At 36.8% G+C, this 15,705-nt stretch carries 15 protein-coding genes; 4 read left to right on the forward strand and 11 right to left on the reverse strand.

What is annotated here, in order from left to right; genetic code table 11:
• Positions 1–95 precede the first annotated feature (95 nt).
• A complete protein-coding gene (locus IC610_RS11530) occupies positions 96–2,084 on the forward strand; it encodes a PAS domain-containing sensor histidine kinase (RefSeq protein WP_191736991.1) in 1,989 nt (662 codons plus the stop codon).
• Here the strand turns inward: IC610_RS11530 and IC610_RS11535 are convergent.
• From IC610_RS11535 to IC610_RS11580, 10 genes are all read right to left on the reverse strand, one after another.
• Entirely contained in the window at positions 2,075–3,025 is a 951-nt protein-coding gene (locus IC610_RS11535; RefSeq protein ID WP_191736992.1) for an ADP-ribosylglycohydrolase family protein, read from the reverse strand. The genes IC610_RS11530 and IC610_RS11535 overlap by 10 nt on opposite strands.
• Complete coding sequence (locus IC610_RS11540) at positions 3,022–4,023, reverse strand: AAA family ATPase (RefSeq protein ID WP_191736993.1); 1,002 nt, start codon at positions 4,021–4,023, stop codon at positions 3,022–3,024. Before IC610_RS11540 ends, IC610_RS11535 begins: the two co-directional genes overlap by 4 nt.
• A gap of 165 nt (positions 4,024–4,188) precedes the next feature.
• Positions 4,189–4,773 (reverse strand): hypothetical protein, encoded by a 585-nt coding sequence (locus tag IC610_RS11545; protein ID WP_191736994.1) that lies wholly within the window; start codon positions 4,771–4,773, stop codon positions 4,189–4,191.
• Positions 4,773–5,279 (reverse strand): O-acetyl-ADP-ribose deacetylase, encoded by a 507-nt coding sequence (locus tag IC610_RS11550; protein WP_191736995.1) that lies wholly within the window; start codon positions 5,277–5,279, stop codon positions 4,773–4,775. The genes IC610_RS11545 and IC610_RS11550 overlap by 1 nt, the downstream gene beginning before the upstream one ends.
• Before the next feature lie 10 nt (positions 5,280–5,289).
• Entirely contained in the window at positions 5,290–5,925 is a 636-nt protein-coding gene (locus IC610_RS11555) for a DUF4291 domain-containing protein (protein WP_191736996.1), read from the reverse strand.
• A complete protein-coding gene (locus tag IC610_RS11560; RefSeq protein ID WP_191736997.1) occupies positions 5,915–6,106 on the reverse strand; it encodes a hypothetical protein in 192 nt (63 codons plus the stop codon). Before IC610_RS11560 ends, IC610_RS11555 begins: the two co-directional genes overlap by 11 nt.
• Positions 6,099–7,169, reverse strand: a complete 1,071-nt coding sequence (locus tag IC610_RS11565; RefSeq protein WP_191736998.1) for an adenylosuccinate synthetase — start codon at positions 7,167–7,169, stop codon at positions 6,099–6,101. Before IC610_RS11565 ends, IC610_RS11560 begins: the two co-directional genes overlap by 8 nt.
• A gap of 3 nt (positions 7,170–7,172) precedes the next feature.
• Positions 7,173–8,027 (reverse strand): hypothetical protein, encoded by an 855-nt coding sequence (locus tag IC610_RS11570; RefSeq protein ID WP_191736999.1) that lies wholly within the window; start codon positions 8,025–8,027, stop codon positions 7,173–7,175.
• Positions 8,028–8,029: 2 nt separating this feature from the next.
• Entirely contained in the window at positions 8,030–8,365 is a 336-nt protein-coding gene (locus IC610_RS11575; protein WP_191737000.1) for a hypothetical protein, read from the reverse strand.
• Between the two features lie 384 nt (positions 8,366–8,749).
• The gene (locus IC610_RS11580) at positions 8,750–9,445 is read right to left on the reverse strand and encodes an NUDIX hydrolase (RefSeq protein WP_191737001.1); all 696 of its coding nucleotides are present in this window, start codon (positions 9,443–9,445) and stop codon (positions 8,750–8,752) included.
• Between the two features lie 122 nt (positions 9,446–9,567).
• Between IC610_RS11580 and IC610_RS11585 the strand changes: the two genes are divergently transcribed.
• Together IC610_RS11585 and IC610_RS11590 are read left to right on the forward strand one after the other, a co-directional pair.
• A complete protein-coding gene (locus IC610_RS11585) occupies positions 9,568–10,206 on the forward strand; it encodes a DUF1579 domain-containing protein (RefSeq protein ID WP_191737002.1) in 639 nt (212 codons plus the stop codon).
• A gap of 62 nt (positions 10,207–10,268) precedes the next feature.
• Positions 10,269–11,054, forward strand: a complete 786-nt coding sequence (locus tag IC610_RS11590) for a hypothetical protein (RefSeq protein WP_191737003.1) — start codon at positions 10,269–10,271, stop codon at positions 11,052–11,054.
• An 87-nt stretch (positions 11,055–11,141) separates the two neighbouring features.
• Here IC610_RS11590 and lepA read toward each other — a convergent pair whose 3' ends face one another.
• Entirely contained in the window at positions 11,142–12,938 is a 1,797-nt protein-coding gene (lepA, locus tag IC610_RS11595) for a translation elongation factor 4 (protein ID WP_056083030.1), read from the reverse strand.
• Positions 12,939–13,410: 472 nt separating this feature from the next.
• Between lepA and IC610_RS11600 the strand changes: the two genes are divergently transcribed.
• Positions 13,411–15,699 carry a GH92 family glycosyl hydrolase gene (locus tag IC610_RS11600; protein WP_191737004.1) on the forward strand — a complete coding sequence of 763 codons (2,289 nt, stop codon included), beginning with the start codon at positions 13,411–13,413 and terminating at the stop codon, positions 15,697–15,699.
• Positions 15,700–15,705: the final 6 nt, after the last annotated feature.

Below are 15,705 nucleotides of genomic sequence, written 5' to 3' on the forward strand. Positions count from 1 at the left end.
ACGGATTTATTTAGCTTTAAATAAATCCGTTTTATTTTAAATCCATACCATAATTTGGTGGCAATAAAAAGACTTTACTTATATTTGTTACATTTATGTTTAATCAGGAATCCTTATCAGACAAAAGCTTCAGCCAGAATTTAATTATTCAGGCATTGACTTCTTCGCCTGCTCCAACAGCTATTTATTCAGGTGAAAATATTGTGATCCGTTTTGCAAATTCAGGTATGCTTGATCTGTGGGGAAAAGATTCTTCCGTAATTGGTAAGACGTTGATGGAGGCAATTCCTGAACTTGAGGGACAGCCTTTTCTAGAACTTTTACAGGAGGTCTGGCGTTCCGGAGAAACATATTCTGTTTATGAGGCTCCGGCAAAACTGATTAAAAACGGAGTAGAAAAACTTGATTACTTCGATTACGAATATAAAGCACTTGTAGATCAGGACGGCAAAACCTGGTGCATACTCAACACGGCGCTTAAAGTAACTTCCCGTCGTGAATTTTTACAGCAAATCAAAGAAAAAGAAGAAAGAGAGCATGCTCTTAATGAGGAAATGGCGGCAACACTTGAAGAGCTTACATCCACCAATGAAGAACTCAACCTTTCACTGAGTCAGCTTGCAGAAAGCAGAGAGTACATCCGCACGATTATTGAGCAGGCTCCTGTTGGAATTGCTATGCTTAAAGGCCCTGATCACGTTATCGAAATCGCAAATCCAGCTATTCTTCAGATTTGGGGCCGTACAGAATCGGAAGTAATCGGCCGTCAGCATGAGAAAGCCCGTCCCGAAATACGCGACCAGTTTGTAAATCACTGGCTTAGCGAAGTCTTCCATAGTGGAAAACCCAGAATTAATACAGAATTTTCAGTTAAATTATACCAAAAAGATGATGGACTAAGAGATGCAATTGTAAACTCTATATATCAACCTATTTTTTCTGATCGGGGTGAAGTTTCAGGTGTTCTTGTAATTCTTGAAGAGATCACCCAACAGGTTTTGGAGCGGCGCAAAAATGAAAACGATCAGCAGATGCTGGCACTTGCTATTGATGCTGGTGAACTTGCGACTTTCTACTATCAGCCGGCGACAAACCTTTTTTCCGGAAATAATCTACTTAAAACATGGTTCGGTCTGTCTTCCGAAGAAAATATAGATCTGTCTGTGGCGTTAGATGTTATCATTTCTGAAGATCGTGACCGCGTAACTGAAGCAATTACCAATTCGCTTGGTAAAGATTCCGACGGTCATTACTTTATCGAATATAAAATCCAGAATAAAACAGATCAAAAAGTAAGGCTCTTGCAGGCTAATGGCAGAGTTTTCTTTGATAAAGATGGTAATCCTTTGAGTCTTAACGGTACTTTAAGAGATATTACAGAACAAAAAAAGGAAGATCAGCGAAAAGATGATTTTATGGGAATGGTAAGTCATGAACTTAAAACACCTCTTACTTCATTAAAAGCATACCTCCAGATGATCCAACGTATTGGAGCAAATGAAGACAGCTCCAAACAGCAGAATATGCTCGAAAAGTCCCTAAAGCAGGTAGATTATATGAACGGTATGATCAATGGCTTCCTGAATGTTTCCAGACTGGATTCTGCACAGATGCACATTGAAAAAACAGTTTTTGATTTCGAATTATTGTTTGCCGAAATTGAAGATGAAGTGCTTTCAACTACGCAAAACCGTAATTTTATTTTTAAATCTTCGGGCCAGAAACTAATCCTTGCCGACCGCGGAAAAATATCACAGGTACTTCATAATCTCATCGGAAACTCTGTTAAATACTCACCTGCTGGAAGCCCAATTATTATAGAATATTCAGATTTAGGTGCTAACAGATTAAAAATTACTGTGACTGATCATGGTATAGGAATCCCTGAAGCAGATCAGCACCGAATATTTGACCGTTACTACCGCGTAAAGGATGAAAGCAGCAGATCGATTGCAGGATTTGGTATAGGACTTTATCTCTGTAAAGAAATCATTGAACTACATAACGGGCAGATTCAGGTTCAGAGTTTTAAAGACTATGGTACAACGTTCTCGGTTATTATACCTGTTGGTGATCATTCATGATTTGGAAATAGCTTATTTTCTAATTTAATACACATGTTTTCAATATCTTCCCTCCTCACCAGATGAGATACCCATTCTTGAGGAATATTTTCAAAACCATAATAAATCCCTGAAATTCCGCCGGTGATGGCTCCGGTGGTATCGGTATCATCTCCCAGATTTACGGCTTTCAATACTGCCTCAAAATAACTTTCAGTAGTGAGAAAACACCAAAGAGAAGCTTCCAAACTTGAAAGTACATAACCTGAAGAGCTAATAGTTTCCTCATCATATTTTGAAATATCATTTTTTAAAACTCTGTCAAAAAGTTGAATCTCTTTTGGGTTGAAACCTTGCTCTTCCGCAAATTTTAAAGCTGTTTTTTGAGTATCAGCATAAGCTTCTGTTTTATTTTTTCCTTTAATTAATTCAATAGCAAAGATCACATAGATGAAGCACGCAAAAACGGAACGAAAATGCCCGTGAGTAATTGATGAGACTTCTTTTACGGTTTGATATAGCTCTTCAATATTTTCTTCGTCTTTAAGATAAAAAGCTAAAGGAAGAATTCTCATTAAAGAACCATTCCCATTATCTTCTTCAAAAATATTTCCTGAAAATTTTGCACTTTCTCCCTTAATCAATCTCGCAATTGAATGTCTTGTTGTTCCGCCAATGTCGAAAAGTCTTCCGTGAGCGGTCCAATGTCCATATTTATTCCATTTTACAAAACTTTCTCCGATTTTTTCTAAGTCGTAACCTTTTATCAATACTTCTGCAAGACAAAGTGTTAAAGAACTATCGTCGCTCCAAGTGCCCTTCGGCTGATTCCATGATCCGAATTCCCGCATATCTTCAACAGGAAAGGTTTTTAAAGTTTCTCTTTTATTAAATTCCACCGGCACGCCCAAAGCGTCGCCAACGCAAACTCCGAAAATTCCTGCTTTTATACTGTTTTTCATTTTTTTAATTTTAATATTCCTGATCTCTCAGAAATCAGTTTTTTAATATATTGTTTTGCCTCATCTAACCTTTCATCCCAGCTGCCTGAGATTTCGATAAAAGCAATTCCATTTTCTTTTAAAACGTTCCGGTGACTTTTGTCTAAGGCATTTCTCCTATCAATTTCTAGCCGACTTCCATCCTGTATAAATTCTACATCTTTCGTCGAGTAAAGATAGAGATCAGCTTTATTTTTATCAGTAATTTCCTGAGGGACTGATAGTTTTTCACCAAAAATAAATTCTGCATACGATTTTGTAATGTGAACATCGGTATCAATCAACGTTAAAAAGCTTTTGCTGTGATCAACATTTTCAATTCTGTCGGCATGTTCTCTATACACTTTTTCAAGATCATTAAAATAAAATTCTTTTGAATCTGAAATAAGATCTCTCTCTGCTTCGGAAACTTTATTACAATTAAAATATTCAGACAAATAATCCGTCATCACCGATTTTCCGGTGGATTCTGTACCCAGAAAAACAACCTTTAAAGCGAAATATTTCTGAACTGACAGCGGAAGAAAATTCCAGTGCTGGAAAACATCTTCCCTGATTTCCGAAGCTGAAATCTGAATTTTTTCCCGGTTTTCATCAAACATACAATGGTCAATGTCTAAAATTACAGACAGCATTTCACCATATTCTTCTGATGTCACGAGGAAGTCTTCATCTTTGAAATATTCTCTGAAAACCTCGCTCCATTTTTTCGAAATGTCCCAGTCTGACACGGAGCTGTTTGGGAAATTATTTTCACTGTACTTAAAGACCTGGACTTTCAGATTCTGATTGTCTTTAAAAGTTTCCCTGATCCAGTTTTTTCTGATATTTCCATCGATTTTTTCCTTTTCTTCTGCGCATACCAAAACGGTTACACTTCCCTTTTCAAGGGCAAACTCGATCATCTTTTGATGACCTTTGTGAAATGGATAAAACTTTCCGAATATGAAACCTTTCATTTAAAATGTTCTAAAGATCTAAAAAAAATTCCGATTCTAATTATCGAGTAACAGTAACCCGGAGGAAAAATTAAATTTTCAAAGTGAATATTAAATTAATTTTGCGCCCTCATAAAATCTGCACAGATTCCGGCACTGGAAAGTATGGTTAGCTTTTTCATTTGTTTAAAATTTTTCTTTTAAAATTTGGAATCCTAATATGATTAGTAAAATAAGAGATAATGGTATTGAAATTATGTACAGAGGGATATTTTTTATGTGTTGTTTTAGTGTTAAACCATATTTTCTCTCTGTCCCACAATTAATGAAGGCTATAAAATCATTTTCTTTCGTTTCTCTTATTTGTTTTTTGAAAGCAAGCCATCCTTCATTAATACAGACTTCCTCGAAAATATAAAGTGTAGGATTCCATTTATTTTCGGAAATATTAAAAAAATAATACGTTTCAAAATTTGAATTGAAATATTTTTCATACACATCATACTTTTTTATACAAAGAATATTTTCATTTTGTAAGATATTAAGTTTGTCCAGTTCTGATCTTAGTTCATTTTGAATTTTTCTCAGCTTTTCACTATTTGTTTCTACGTGAAAAACATTGGAATTTTTCCCTGCATTTTGAAGATAAGAAACAAAAACTTGGGGGAATTTCAGATTCGATTCTTTTTGGAGAAAATCAATTTCCTCAACTGTTAATCCTACATTTCGATTTTTAGGATCATTTACAAATCTGAAATTATACTTTTTCATTACTTTAAAAACTTTTTATAAATCTCTTCATTCTCCTCATCAAAACACACAAAAATAACTTTCTCTATAATTTCAGATTCAAAATTATTTACTTCCCTCACAGCAATTTTTGCAGCCTGTTCTTTTGGAAATCCATAAACGCCAGTGCTGATATTGGGAAAGGAAATCGTTTTCACACCAAGACTCTCTGCCAACTTTAAAGAGTTTTTATAGCAATTTGCCAAAAGTTCGGAACATTCTTCTTCATTGTTATTCCAGATCGGCCCAACCGTATGGATTACGTATTTTGCAGGAAGATTTCCGGCTGTTGTTACCACGACTTCTCCTGTTTTGCATTTTCCCTGTTTGTTTCTGATTTTTTTGCATTCCTCCAAAATCTGTTGCCCGCCGGCACGATGAATGGCTCCGTCAACTCCACCGCCACCAAGTAATGATGAGTTGGCTGCGTTAACGACAGCATCTGCATTTATTTGGGTGATATCACCTTTTAATAATTCAATTTTCATAATTTTAGTTTTAGTTTAACCTTAATTTCTTATTTAAATTTTCATCATCAAACAGCAACTGTTTCTCTTCGGGAAGAACTAACTTACCTAAATCATCCTCAAGAACAAATTGATATTGCTCTTTCACAAAATCTGAAATATTTTCAATTAAAATAATATCTTCGTGAGCAAAAGACCGGATGAAATCATTTCTTAATCCAATCTGGATTGCTTTTCTCTCTAATTTATTTCCAAAAGGATCATGATCCGGATCCCACTGCAATCTCACGGAAGATTCTTTCACCTGCTCTTGCCATTCTTCTTTCGATAATTCTAACCTTTCGTTGTAGGAAGAATAAACTGCATTTTCTAAGTACTTTTTAAAAGCATCAATTTTTAAATGAATTGCCAAAACATATTCCTGCCCATCCTTTCTTCCCCATCCATTTCGGTACATCATCCAAAGAAAATTGGGTTTTATCCAGGTCATTCTTTCTAAACTGAAAGCTCCGCCAAAATATTGATTTTTAAGTGCAAATTCACCGATTTCTTTACGATAAGACTGGTAAACAATTATTTTTTCATCATCATATTGTGCCATGATATGATATCCTTTTTGAGGCCAGTCCTGTAGTTGTTGTTTATAACTTTTCAGTTTAAGTTTCATTTTTTAATTTTAAAATTAAACTCTCAATTTCAGTGTTTTCAGATTTCCTGAAATCATTCCCAATAAATACATTTGTAACTTCAATACTTCCAATAATTGCCTGATTAAATGTGTCTAATTCTTCTGATGGATATCTAAATTTAGTCTCTTTTAAAATTAACCAATATTTCTCATCAATCAATTCTTTTAAAATCGTTTGAATATGGAGAATATGATCCATAAACCTCATCAAATTTCACATCAAGATTATCTATTTTAAATTCCTCATCCAATTGATCCAGACAAGTCACTAACAGATTTTTCTTGGTCGCAGTAACATAAGCTTCATCCAATTTCAGAGCATAATTTAATAAATCATAATCCAAATCTCCAAAACGGAGATCCTTTTGATATTGATTAAAAATACAGGTTTCCTCTTCATTGTTTTTTAATTTCAACTCCCTTTCATTGCTCATCCATCCGCTTCCGTGGCGGGTTGAATACAATCTTGTGACGTAAAACATTTCGATATTTTCAATCTTCAACAATTTACAGATTTCAGATGCGTTTTTTGATGTCGTGTTGGCAAAAGTGACGTTCGGAAAAACACCATGATCCATATCCAGTAAAATTCCCTGACTGCCTTCAAAAATAAGATGGTTAAAAGAATTCAGATAAGAATACCCTTCAATCTTCCAGTCAATAGCATCAATGGCTTCCAAAAAATCCTGTAACGCATTTTGAATCTCCTGACTTTCTTCAAAACCATAATAATTGGCAATGCCTTTTAATTTTTCAATCAACATTGATCTTGGAGCAATCAAATCAACTGCAAATAATTTAAACGGACTTTCATTTCGCTTCATCGTTGCTCCGACACCTTTCCCACAGGTTCCGTGTTCTAAGTTTCTGACATTCTTTCTGTTGCTGAAAACGTCAAATGGCGTGGTCACTTTTGCCAGCGGATGAATATGAAGTTCGGTATTTCCGTTTTTCTTCTTTAACTCTTCCATTTCGTTGAACAGAAAAGTTGGATGAATCGTGCAGTGTTCCGTAAAATAGGATGGTAATCCTCTTAAAGCACCGCTTGCAAAACTTGAGTGAATATGCTTTTTATTATCCATCATCACGGTGTGCGCCGCCTGCTGTCCACCAGAAAAACGAATAACCACAGACTCAGGATTCTGCTGAGCCAGAAAATCGGTAGTGATTCCTTTTCCTTCATCACCAAAACCTAAGCCTATAATTATTTGCGCTGTTTTCATTTTTTAGAACATTTGAATATTATTAATATCACCTAAATCTTTAGTTTTAAACTGATTTTCACCAAATCTGCTGCAGACAATCTCTTTAATTACCTTTGGAACATCTCTATAATCCTCTATGGATAAACAGTTTTGTCCAAGTAAATCTCTCCAGCCCTGATCCGCATTCACCGCCTGTCCGGAATGCAGAACACTGATGTGGAAAACTTCATATCTCTTTTTAGCTTCTTCCAACAATTCTGTATGTTTAAAACTCTGTTGGCCGCTTCCCATAATTTCTCTGATGGCTGAAGCAGGAAGTGTTTTTAGGCATGGTTCGTCGCCTACCGTGAAAAGTAATCCTTTCTGACCTCTCTTTTCAAACGCATCGGTTCTGGTATGAAAAGCAGCAAAATACCAAGCCAGTAAATAACTTTCGCCGGCATTTCCGCCACCACCGGATTCAATATAGGTTCTTGTCAGCCACATATCCAGTTCTTCATCACCGGATTCAAACTGACCGACCTGCAGCGGATAGCTGTCACATTCGTGATCTCCGATTCCCAGAAACAAAAGCGCTGGATCAGGAACTCCACCCTGGATAATGCCACCCATTAATTTTGGAAGACCCTCTTTAATTAATTCATGAGGAATATGTCCCATGCTTCCGGTCACATCCAGACCTAAAATAATAGGAACCGAATTCGGGTGAACCGAAGAATCTCTGGATTCCCTGAAAGAAATGCCTTTTGGATTCATTGATTCGTGAGCCATTCTCTTTGCATTCTGAGTGAAAATTTCACCGGCAGATTTTGATGCATACCCTTCTCTTCTTGCTCTGTCGTAACGAGCGTCCATGTCGTATCGTGTACTTCCCATAACTAAAATTTTTTGCCAAATAAATACTCAAATCTTTTTCTGGAAACTTCAAGCTGAATATTTAAATTTCTGATTAATAATGATAATTCTATGTCTTTCTGAACGAATGCCTCCGGCTGAAAATCTACAAATGTCAGACTGTTTTTGTCTAGCGGACTGATGTCGATCAAACCTTCCTGTTCGCGTTCCAGTCTTTTTATTTTCAGTTTAATATCTTCCACCCTACGCCTGTATATCAATTCCGAATCTTCTCCAATGGTTTGGGCGCGGTCTTCTCTGATCTGGTCATTGTTTCTTTTTAATGACTCGATAAATCTGGGTTTTAAGTCTTTTTCCATAATTAAATTTTATTTGTGTTGTTTTTACGCTAATTTAAATATGCATAACAAGCTCAATATCTAGTATTAAAATCACTTTAAATTGCGTTATTGTTACACAAATGTAAGAAGCTTTAACTTTTCTTACAAATTTATTTGTGTTTATTTTACGCTAATTAATTTAAGTAATTGATTTTCAGTAAAAAAAATTCACATTAAATAGATCAAACAAGTATCTTTCACAAATTCCACAATTGATTTATTGCTCACTTAAGTATAGACTAAAGCCAATGGACTGTTTGTTTATTAAAAAAACGGGCTAATGCCCGTTCCTATTGATGTGAAAATTCTGTTTCAATTTTGTGTTATTTGTGAAAGCATCTGTGTTATTTGTGTCTAAAAACATCATTTAATCTCAAAATAAAAGCCTTCCTCCTCAAGCTCTTTATATTTTTCCTGATTGAAGGTAAACAGTTTCCCAGGCCTTCCGCTGCCCTCTTTTTTAAACTGGGAAGTTTCGTTGAGAAGTCCATAACTCATGATTTTTTTTCTGAAATTTCTTCTGTCGATTTCTTTTCCGATGATGGTGGTGTAAAGATTTTCAAGTTCGGAAAAAACAAACTCGTCATTCAGAAGATTAAAACCGACCGGCTGATACTGGATTTTGGTGCGAAGCCTCTTTAACGCGATGTCAATAATTTTCTGATGCTCAAATGCCAATTTCGGAAGCTGATTAATACTGAACCACTGTGCATCATCTGCATCCGAATCGGCAAACAGTTCGTGGTAAGACGGATTAACCAAACCTAAATAAGCTACTGAAACTACCCGATTTCTCGGATCACGACCTGTGTTCCCAAAAGTATAGAGTTGTTCCAGAAAATCAGGCTTTATGCCCGCTTCTTCCTGCAGTTCTCTTTTTACGGCATCGTCAAGGTTTTCATCATCCAAAACCAAACCTCCAGGCAGAGCCCAGCCGCCTTTGAACGGGTCAACATTTCGTTTAATCAAAAGGATCTGTAAATCTTTCTTATCAAAATACCCGAAAATAACGGCATCGACGGCAACTTTGATATCCTGTAGTTTTTTTGGAGAATCCATAATTTAATTTGCGTTATGAATACACAAAATTATGAATTAGAAATCTGAATTTCAAGATTAAAAAATATTTTTTTGAATTTAATAAATAACTAAATTTATAATCATTTTAAAACTAAGTAATTATGAGAAAATTAATATTCGCAGCCAGCGCTGCATTGCTAGTTATCGCTTGCGATAAAGTAAAGATGGATGTCAAAACAGATTCAGACGCAACTGCATCGAGAGAAAAAGAAGAATGGAAACCTGTAGATTCTGCAACCGCTACGAAAGCCTGGATGGAATTTGCAACACCGGGAGAAATGCATAAAATGCTCGCAAAATCTGACGGCGTATGGTCCGGAGAAAACACCATGTGGATGGAAGACGGCAGAAAACCCACCACCAGCACCTCAACAACGACTAACAAAATGATCTTTGACGGACGTTACCAAACCAGCGAACACAAGGGAGATTTTATGGGAATGCCCTTCGAAGGAATGAGCATCACAGGCTATGACAATTCTAAAAAGAAATTCATCAGCACCTGGATCGACAACATGGGAACAGGATTTATGAACATGGAAGGCGAATGGAATGCTGCCAAAAAATCCATTGAATTTAAAGGCAAAATGACCGATCCGTCAAGACCCGGCAAAGACTGCGACGTGAGGGAAGTCTACACTTTTGTGGATGACAACCATCAGACTTTAGAAATGTACGGCCCTGATTCTAAAACCGGCAGAGAATATAAGACCATGGAGATAAAATATACTAAAAAATAAACAGCAAACCGTTTCACTTGAAGCGGTTTTTTTGTACATTCAGAATTCTTAGATAATATTAAATGAAAAGATTTTTTTTGATTTTAACCATCTTATTCATTGGCTGCAAAAAAGAAAAAACTTTTGCAGATGATATTGTTTTGAGTTTTACTAAGGATGAGAAGTTGACAATTCAGGAATTTAATGAAGATGGAAACGAAGCGGGTACAAATCTGTTTTACAAAGGCTACGATTCTGGGAAAGTTGAGATCAAATATTTTAAAAATATTATGCCCGAACCTCCGCCTCCGCCAGGTATCAATGAAAAAAAATTATCTGATAGAATAAATACTTTTAGGGATTCTTTAAAAAATGTGCAAAGCCCATATTTCAGAAATGAAGAAATTGAAATTTTAGAAACTAAAGAAGATTTATATGATTCTATAAACAATGAAACTGCTCAGATTATTGTCAAAGAAAAAGATACAATCCCGCTTTATAAAAGAGATTACGCAACAAACGAAATAAAAAAACATAAGGCCTTTCCTGTTTTCATTAAAAATATTTCGACTAAAACTCTAAGAATTCCGATTGATGGTCCTGCTGTAGCTTTGTATGTTTCTAATAATTCTCAGTTTCAATTTATCAGAAATAGCAATTACACAATAATGAATTGTTTAGAACTACCAGAGAATCCCTATTTTAAATTAAAACCTAATGAAATTTTGATTTATTCTTTTCCACATCTCAAAAAAGGAACTAAAAGAAAGTCCAAAATTGTATTTTTCAAAGCCTCATCTAAAGAATTTGATATTTCTATTGACGAACAAATAATCAAAAATCAAAGATCTATTCACTATCAAGAATAAAAAAATCCGCAGAAAAAATCTGCGGATTTACTTTATATCAAGCCATTCCACTTGGCTCTTTTAACTTTTTACCTGACTCTTTGCTTCCTAATCATTCAGCTTCAAAACAGCCATAAACGCTGATTGCGGCACCTCTACTCTACCAATCTGCTTCATTTTCTTCTTCCCTTCTTTCTGCTTTTCAAGTAGCTTTCTCTTTCTTGAAATATCACCACCGTAACATTTTGCGGTAACGTCTTTTCTCAAAGCTTTAATGGTTTCTCTTGCGATAACTTTCGCTCCCAAAGCGGCCTGAACAGCGATATCAAACTGCTGTCTAGGGATCAGTTCGCGCAGTTTCTCACACATTTTTTTACCGATGTAATACGCATTGGAATCGTGAATCAATGAAGATAAAGCATCTACCATATCTCCGTTGATCAGAATATCCATTTTTACCAACTTCGAAGAACGCATTCCGATCGGAGAATAATCGAATGATGCATATCCTTTAGAAATAGATTTCAGACGGTCATAAAAGTCGAAAACCACCTCAGCCAAAGGCATATTGAAGGTCAGTTCCACTCGGTCTGCCGTCAGATAACTTTGGTTAACGATCTCTCCTCTTTTTTCGATACAAAGCGTCATGACAGGACCAACGAAATCAGATTTTGTAATGATTGAAGCTTTAATGTATGGCTCTTCCACTCTGTCTAAAAGATTGGGATCAATCATTTCAGACGGGTTATTAATTAAAATGGTTGTCTCAGGATCTTTCTTGGAATATCCGTGGTAAGACACGTTGGGAACCGTCGTGATCACGTTCATATCAAATTCTCTCTCAAGCCTTTCCTGAACGATTTCCATGTGAAGCATTCCTAAGAATCCGCAACGGAAACCAAAACCAAGTGCTGCAGAACTTTCAGGTTCGAAAACCAGGGAAGCATCATTCAGTCTTAATTTTTCCAGTGAAAATCTCAATTCCTCAAAATCTTCAGATTCTATAGGGTAAATTCCGGCAAAAACCATTGGTTTTACTTCCTCGAAACCGTCAATCGGCGCTTCCGCAGGATTCACAAAAGAAGTGATCGTATCTCCCACTTTTACCTCACGGGCATCTTTAATTCCGGAAATAATATATCCTACATCGCCACATTCAATCGTTTTCTTCGGAACCTGTTTCAGTTTCAAGGTTCCTACCTCATCAGCACCGTATTCTTTTCCTGTAGCGAAAAATTTGATCTTCTCGTTTTTAGAAATACTTCCGTTCACCACTTTGAAATACGCTTCAATTCCTCTGAACGGATTGTAAACCGAATCAAAAATCAGTGCCTGAAGCGGCGCTTTCGGATCTCCCACAGGAGCAGGAATTCTTGCAACGATCTGTTCCAGCAATTCGTGCACTCCTTCACCGGTTTTTCCCGAAACACGAAGAACATCTTCATATTTACAGCCGATCAGTCCCATAATTTCGTCGGTAACTTCTTCAGGGTTTGCAGACGGAAGGTCAATTTTATTCAGAATCGGAATAATTTCCAGATCATTTTCCAAAGCTAAATATAAATTACTAATCGTTTGTGCTTGAATACTTTGCGCAGCATCAACGATTAGAAGTGCACCTTCACAAGCCGCAATCGAACGGGAAACTTCGTAAGAAAAATCCACGTGTCCCGGAGTATCAATAAGATTTAAAATATATTTTTCGCCATTAAGCTCATAATCCATCTGGATGGCGTGAGATTTTATCGTGATCCCACGTTCTTTTTCCAGATCCATATCATCAAGCGTCTGAGATTGTAGTTCTCTCTGAGTTACCGTGTTGGTGTACTCCAAAAGACGGTCTGCCAAAGTAGATTTACCGTGGTCAATATGGGCGATTATGCAAAAATTTCGTATGTTTTTCATTTAAGAACTATGTAATTTGCAAAGATAACAAAATGCAGGATAATTCCTCAGTCTTAATGAAGTACCGCGAAAAATAAATTGGGCCAATAAAACACGAATTTTTTCAGGAGCTGTTTCCCGCTGTCCACTGTATCTTTTTTGCACCGGTCTCCACTTCGTTCCGTCCGCCACAAAAAAGGATGCCGTTTCCATCGGGGCTAGGGTATTGTTTTTTGTTGTCACTATTATTTTTAGAAGAAAAAAGATATCAATCCGAAACTCTCCACATAACATCACTATACTACGTTTAGATCCCTACGGGATGACAAAGGGAGTGCAGAATGTAAATCAACAAATGGTATAGAAAAAGATTGGTCAACAAAAAAACTAGTTTTAACCGAACAAAGTTTCAAAATATTCTTAGAATCATTTAACATAAAATCTTTACCTTTTCATTCCAAAATTTCACATTAAGTTTAAACTTATTTTTAAAATGAAAAAAGCGCTTCTACTTCTTTTAATTATACCTTTTACTCAAATAAAATCTCAGTGGATCGAGAAAGCTCCGGAAAATCCTGAAGAATTTGTCAATCCTTTGATCGGAACGCTTTCAAAACCTTCCCTTTCCAACGGAAATACCTATCCCGCTGTCGCCGTTCCCCACGGAATGAATCTCTGGACACCTCAAACCGGAAAAAACGGAAACGGTTGGCAATATACCTACGACGCCGACAAGATCAGAGGAATCAAACAGACGCACCAACCTTCCCCATGGATGAATGATTATGGAATGTTTTCGATTATGCCAGTGACGGGGAAAATGCGTTTTAATGAAGAAGAAAGAGCGAGCTGGTATTCACATAAATCTGAAGTTTCAAAACCTTATTATTACAGTGTCTATCTCGCTGATCATAACGTGACTGCCGAACTGACACCGACCGAAAGAGCCGCCCAGATGCGCCTTACCTATCCCGAATCCGGTGATTCGTGGTTTGTTGTAGATGCTTTTGATAAAGGATCCAGCATTACCATTATTCCGTCTCAAAATAAAATTGTCGGCTACTCCACACGGTATTCCCGTGGAAAACTGGTAGGCTTTAAAAATTATTTTGTCATTTACGCCAATAAACCTTTCACTAAATATTCAACATGGAAAGAAAAAGATTTTGTAAAAGATGCACTTGAAATTACCGGAGATCACTGCGGCGCAGTAGTCGGTTTTGCCACAAAAAAGGGTGAAAAAGTGAACCTGAGAATTGCTTCTTCGTTTATCAGTTTAGAACAGGCTGAATTAAATTTACAGAGAGAACTCAGCAAAGATTCATTCGACCAAACTTTAAATAAAGCCAAAACAGCGTGGAATCAAAAATTAAAAAGAGTGGAAGTCGCCGGTGGAACGGTTGATCAGATGCGGACTTTCTACTCTTCACTCTACCGGATGCTTTGTTTTCCGCACAAAATGTATGAAGTCGATAAAGACGGAAAAATTGTCCATTACAGTCCGTATTCAGGAAAGACAGAAGCCGGATATCGCTTCGCAGGAACCGGTTTCTGGGACACATTCAGAGCGCTCTACCCTTTTTTGAATCTTGTTTATCCCGACATCAATATTGAAATGCAGAAAGGATTGATAAGTGATTACAGAGAAGGCGGCTGGCTACCCGAATGGTCGAGTCCCTCCTATTCTGATATTATGATTGGAAACAATTCCGCTTCTGTGGTGGCAGATGCTTATCTCAAAGGTCTGAGAGGTTATGATATTGAAACACTATATCAGGCTTTGCTTCACGGTGCCAATAATGAAGGTCCGCAGGCAACAGGAAGACTTGGAATTGAATATTATAAGAAATTAGGCTACGTTCCCTATGATGTAAAGATTAATGAAAATGCTGCACGGACTTTAGAATACGCCTACGATGATTTTGCCATTGCCCAGCTCGGAAAAGCATTGGGAAAACCAGAATCTGAATGGAAAGAATATTACAGACGCTCAAAGAATTTTCAGAAAGTGATCGATCCTGAAACAAAATTAGCGCGCGGAAGAAATCAGGATGGAAGTTTTCAGACACCTTTTAATCCCTTCAAATGGGGCGATGCGTTTACAGAAGGAAATTCGTGGCATTACACATGGTCGGTCTTTCAGGATATTGACGGACTGGCAAAACTGATGGGCGGAAGAAAAGAATTCTCGAAAAATTTAGATAAAATATTTGAACTGCCTCCGGTTTTTGATGATTCTTATTATGGCTCAACCATTCATGAAATTCAGGAAATGGTGAATGCGAATATGGGACAGTATGCCCACGGAAATCAGCCTGCACAGCACATTATTTACCTCTATAACTATTCAGGTGAAACCTGGAAAACGCAATACTGGGTTCGGGAAACGATGAACCGTCTTTACCAGCCAACTCCGGACGGATATTGCGGCGATGAGGATAACGGACAGACTTCAGCATGGTATATTTTCTCGGCATTGGGTTTTTATCCCGTTACACCGGCGACGGATCAGTATGTTTTGGGAGCGCCACTTTTTAAAAATGCAAAAATTCATCTGAACAACGGAAACATCATTGAAATTAAAGCAGACAAGAACAGCGAAGAAAACCGCTACGTCAATGCGCTGAAATATAACGGAAAGAAATATTCAAAAAACTGGCTCAGCCATGAAGAACTGATGAAGGGTGCCACTCTGAAATTTGAGATGAGTTCACAGCCAAATAAACAGCGTGGAATTGATGAAAAGGATTTTCCTTATTCGTATTCTAATGAGAATAAATAATAGAAA

The sequence above is a fragment of the Chryseobacterium caseinilyticum genome (genome assembly GCF_014837145.1).
GTDB lineage: Bacteria > Bacteroidota > Bacteroidia > Flavobacteriales > Weeksellaceae > Chryseobacterium > Chryseobacterium caseinilyticum.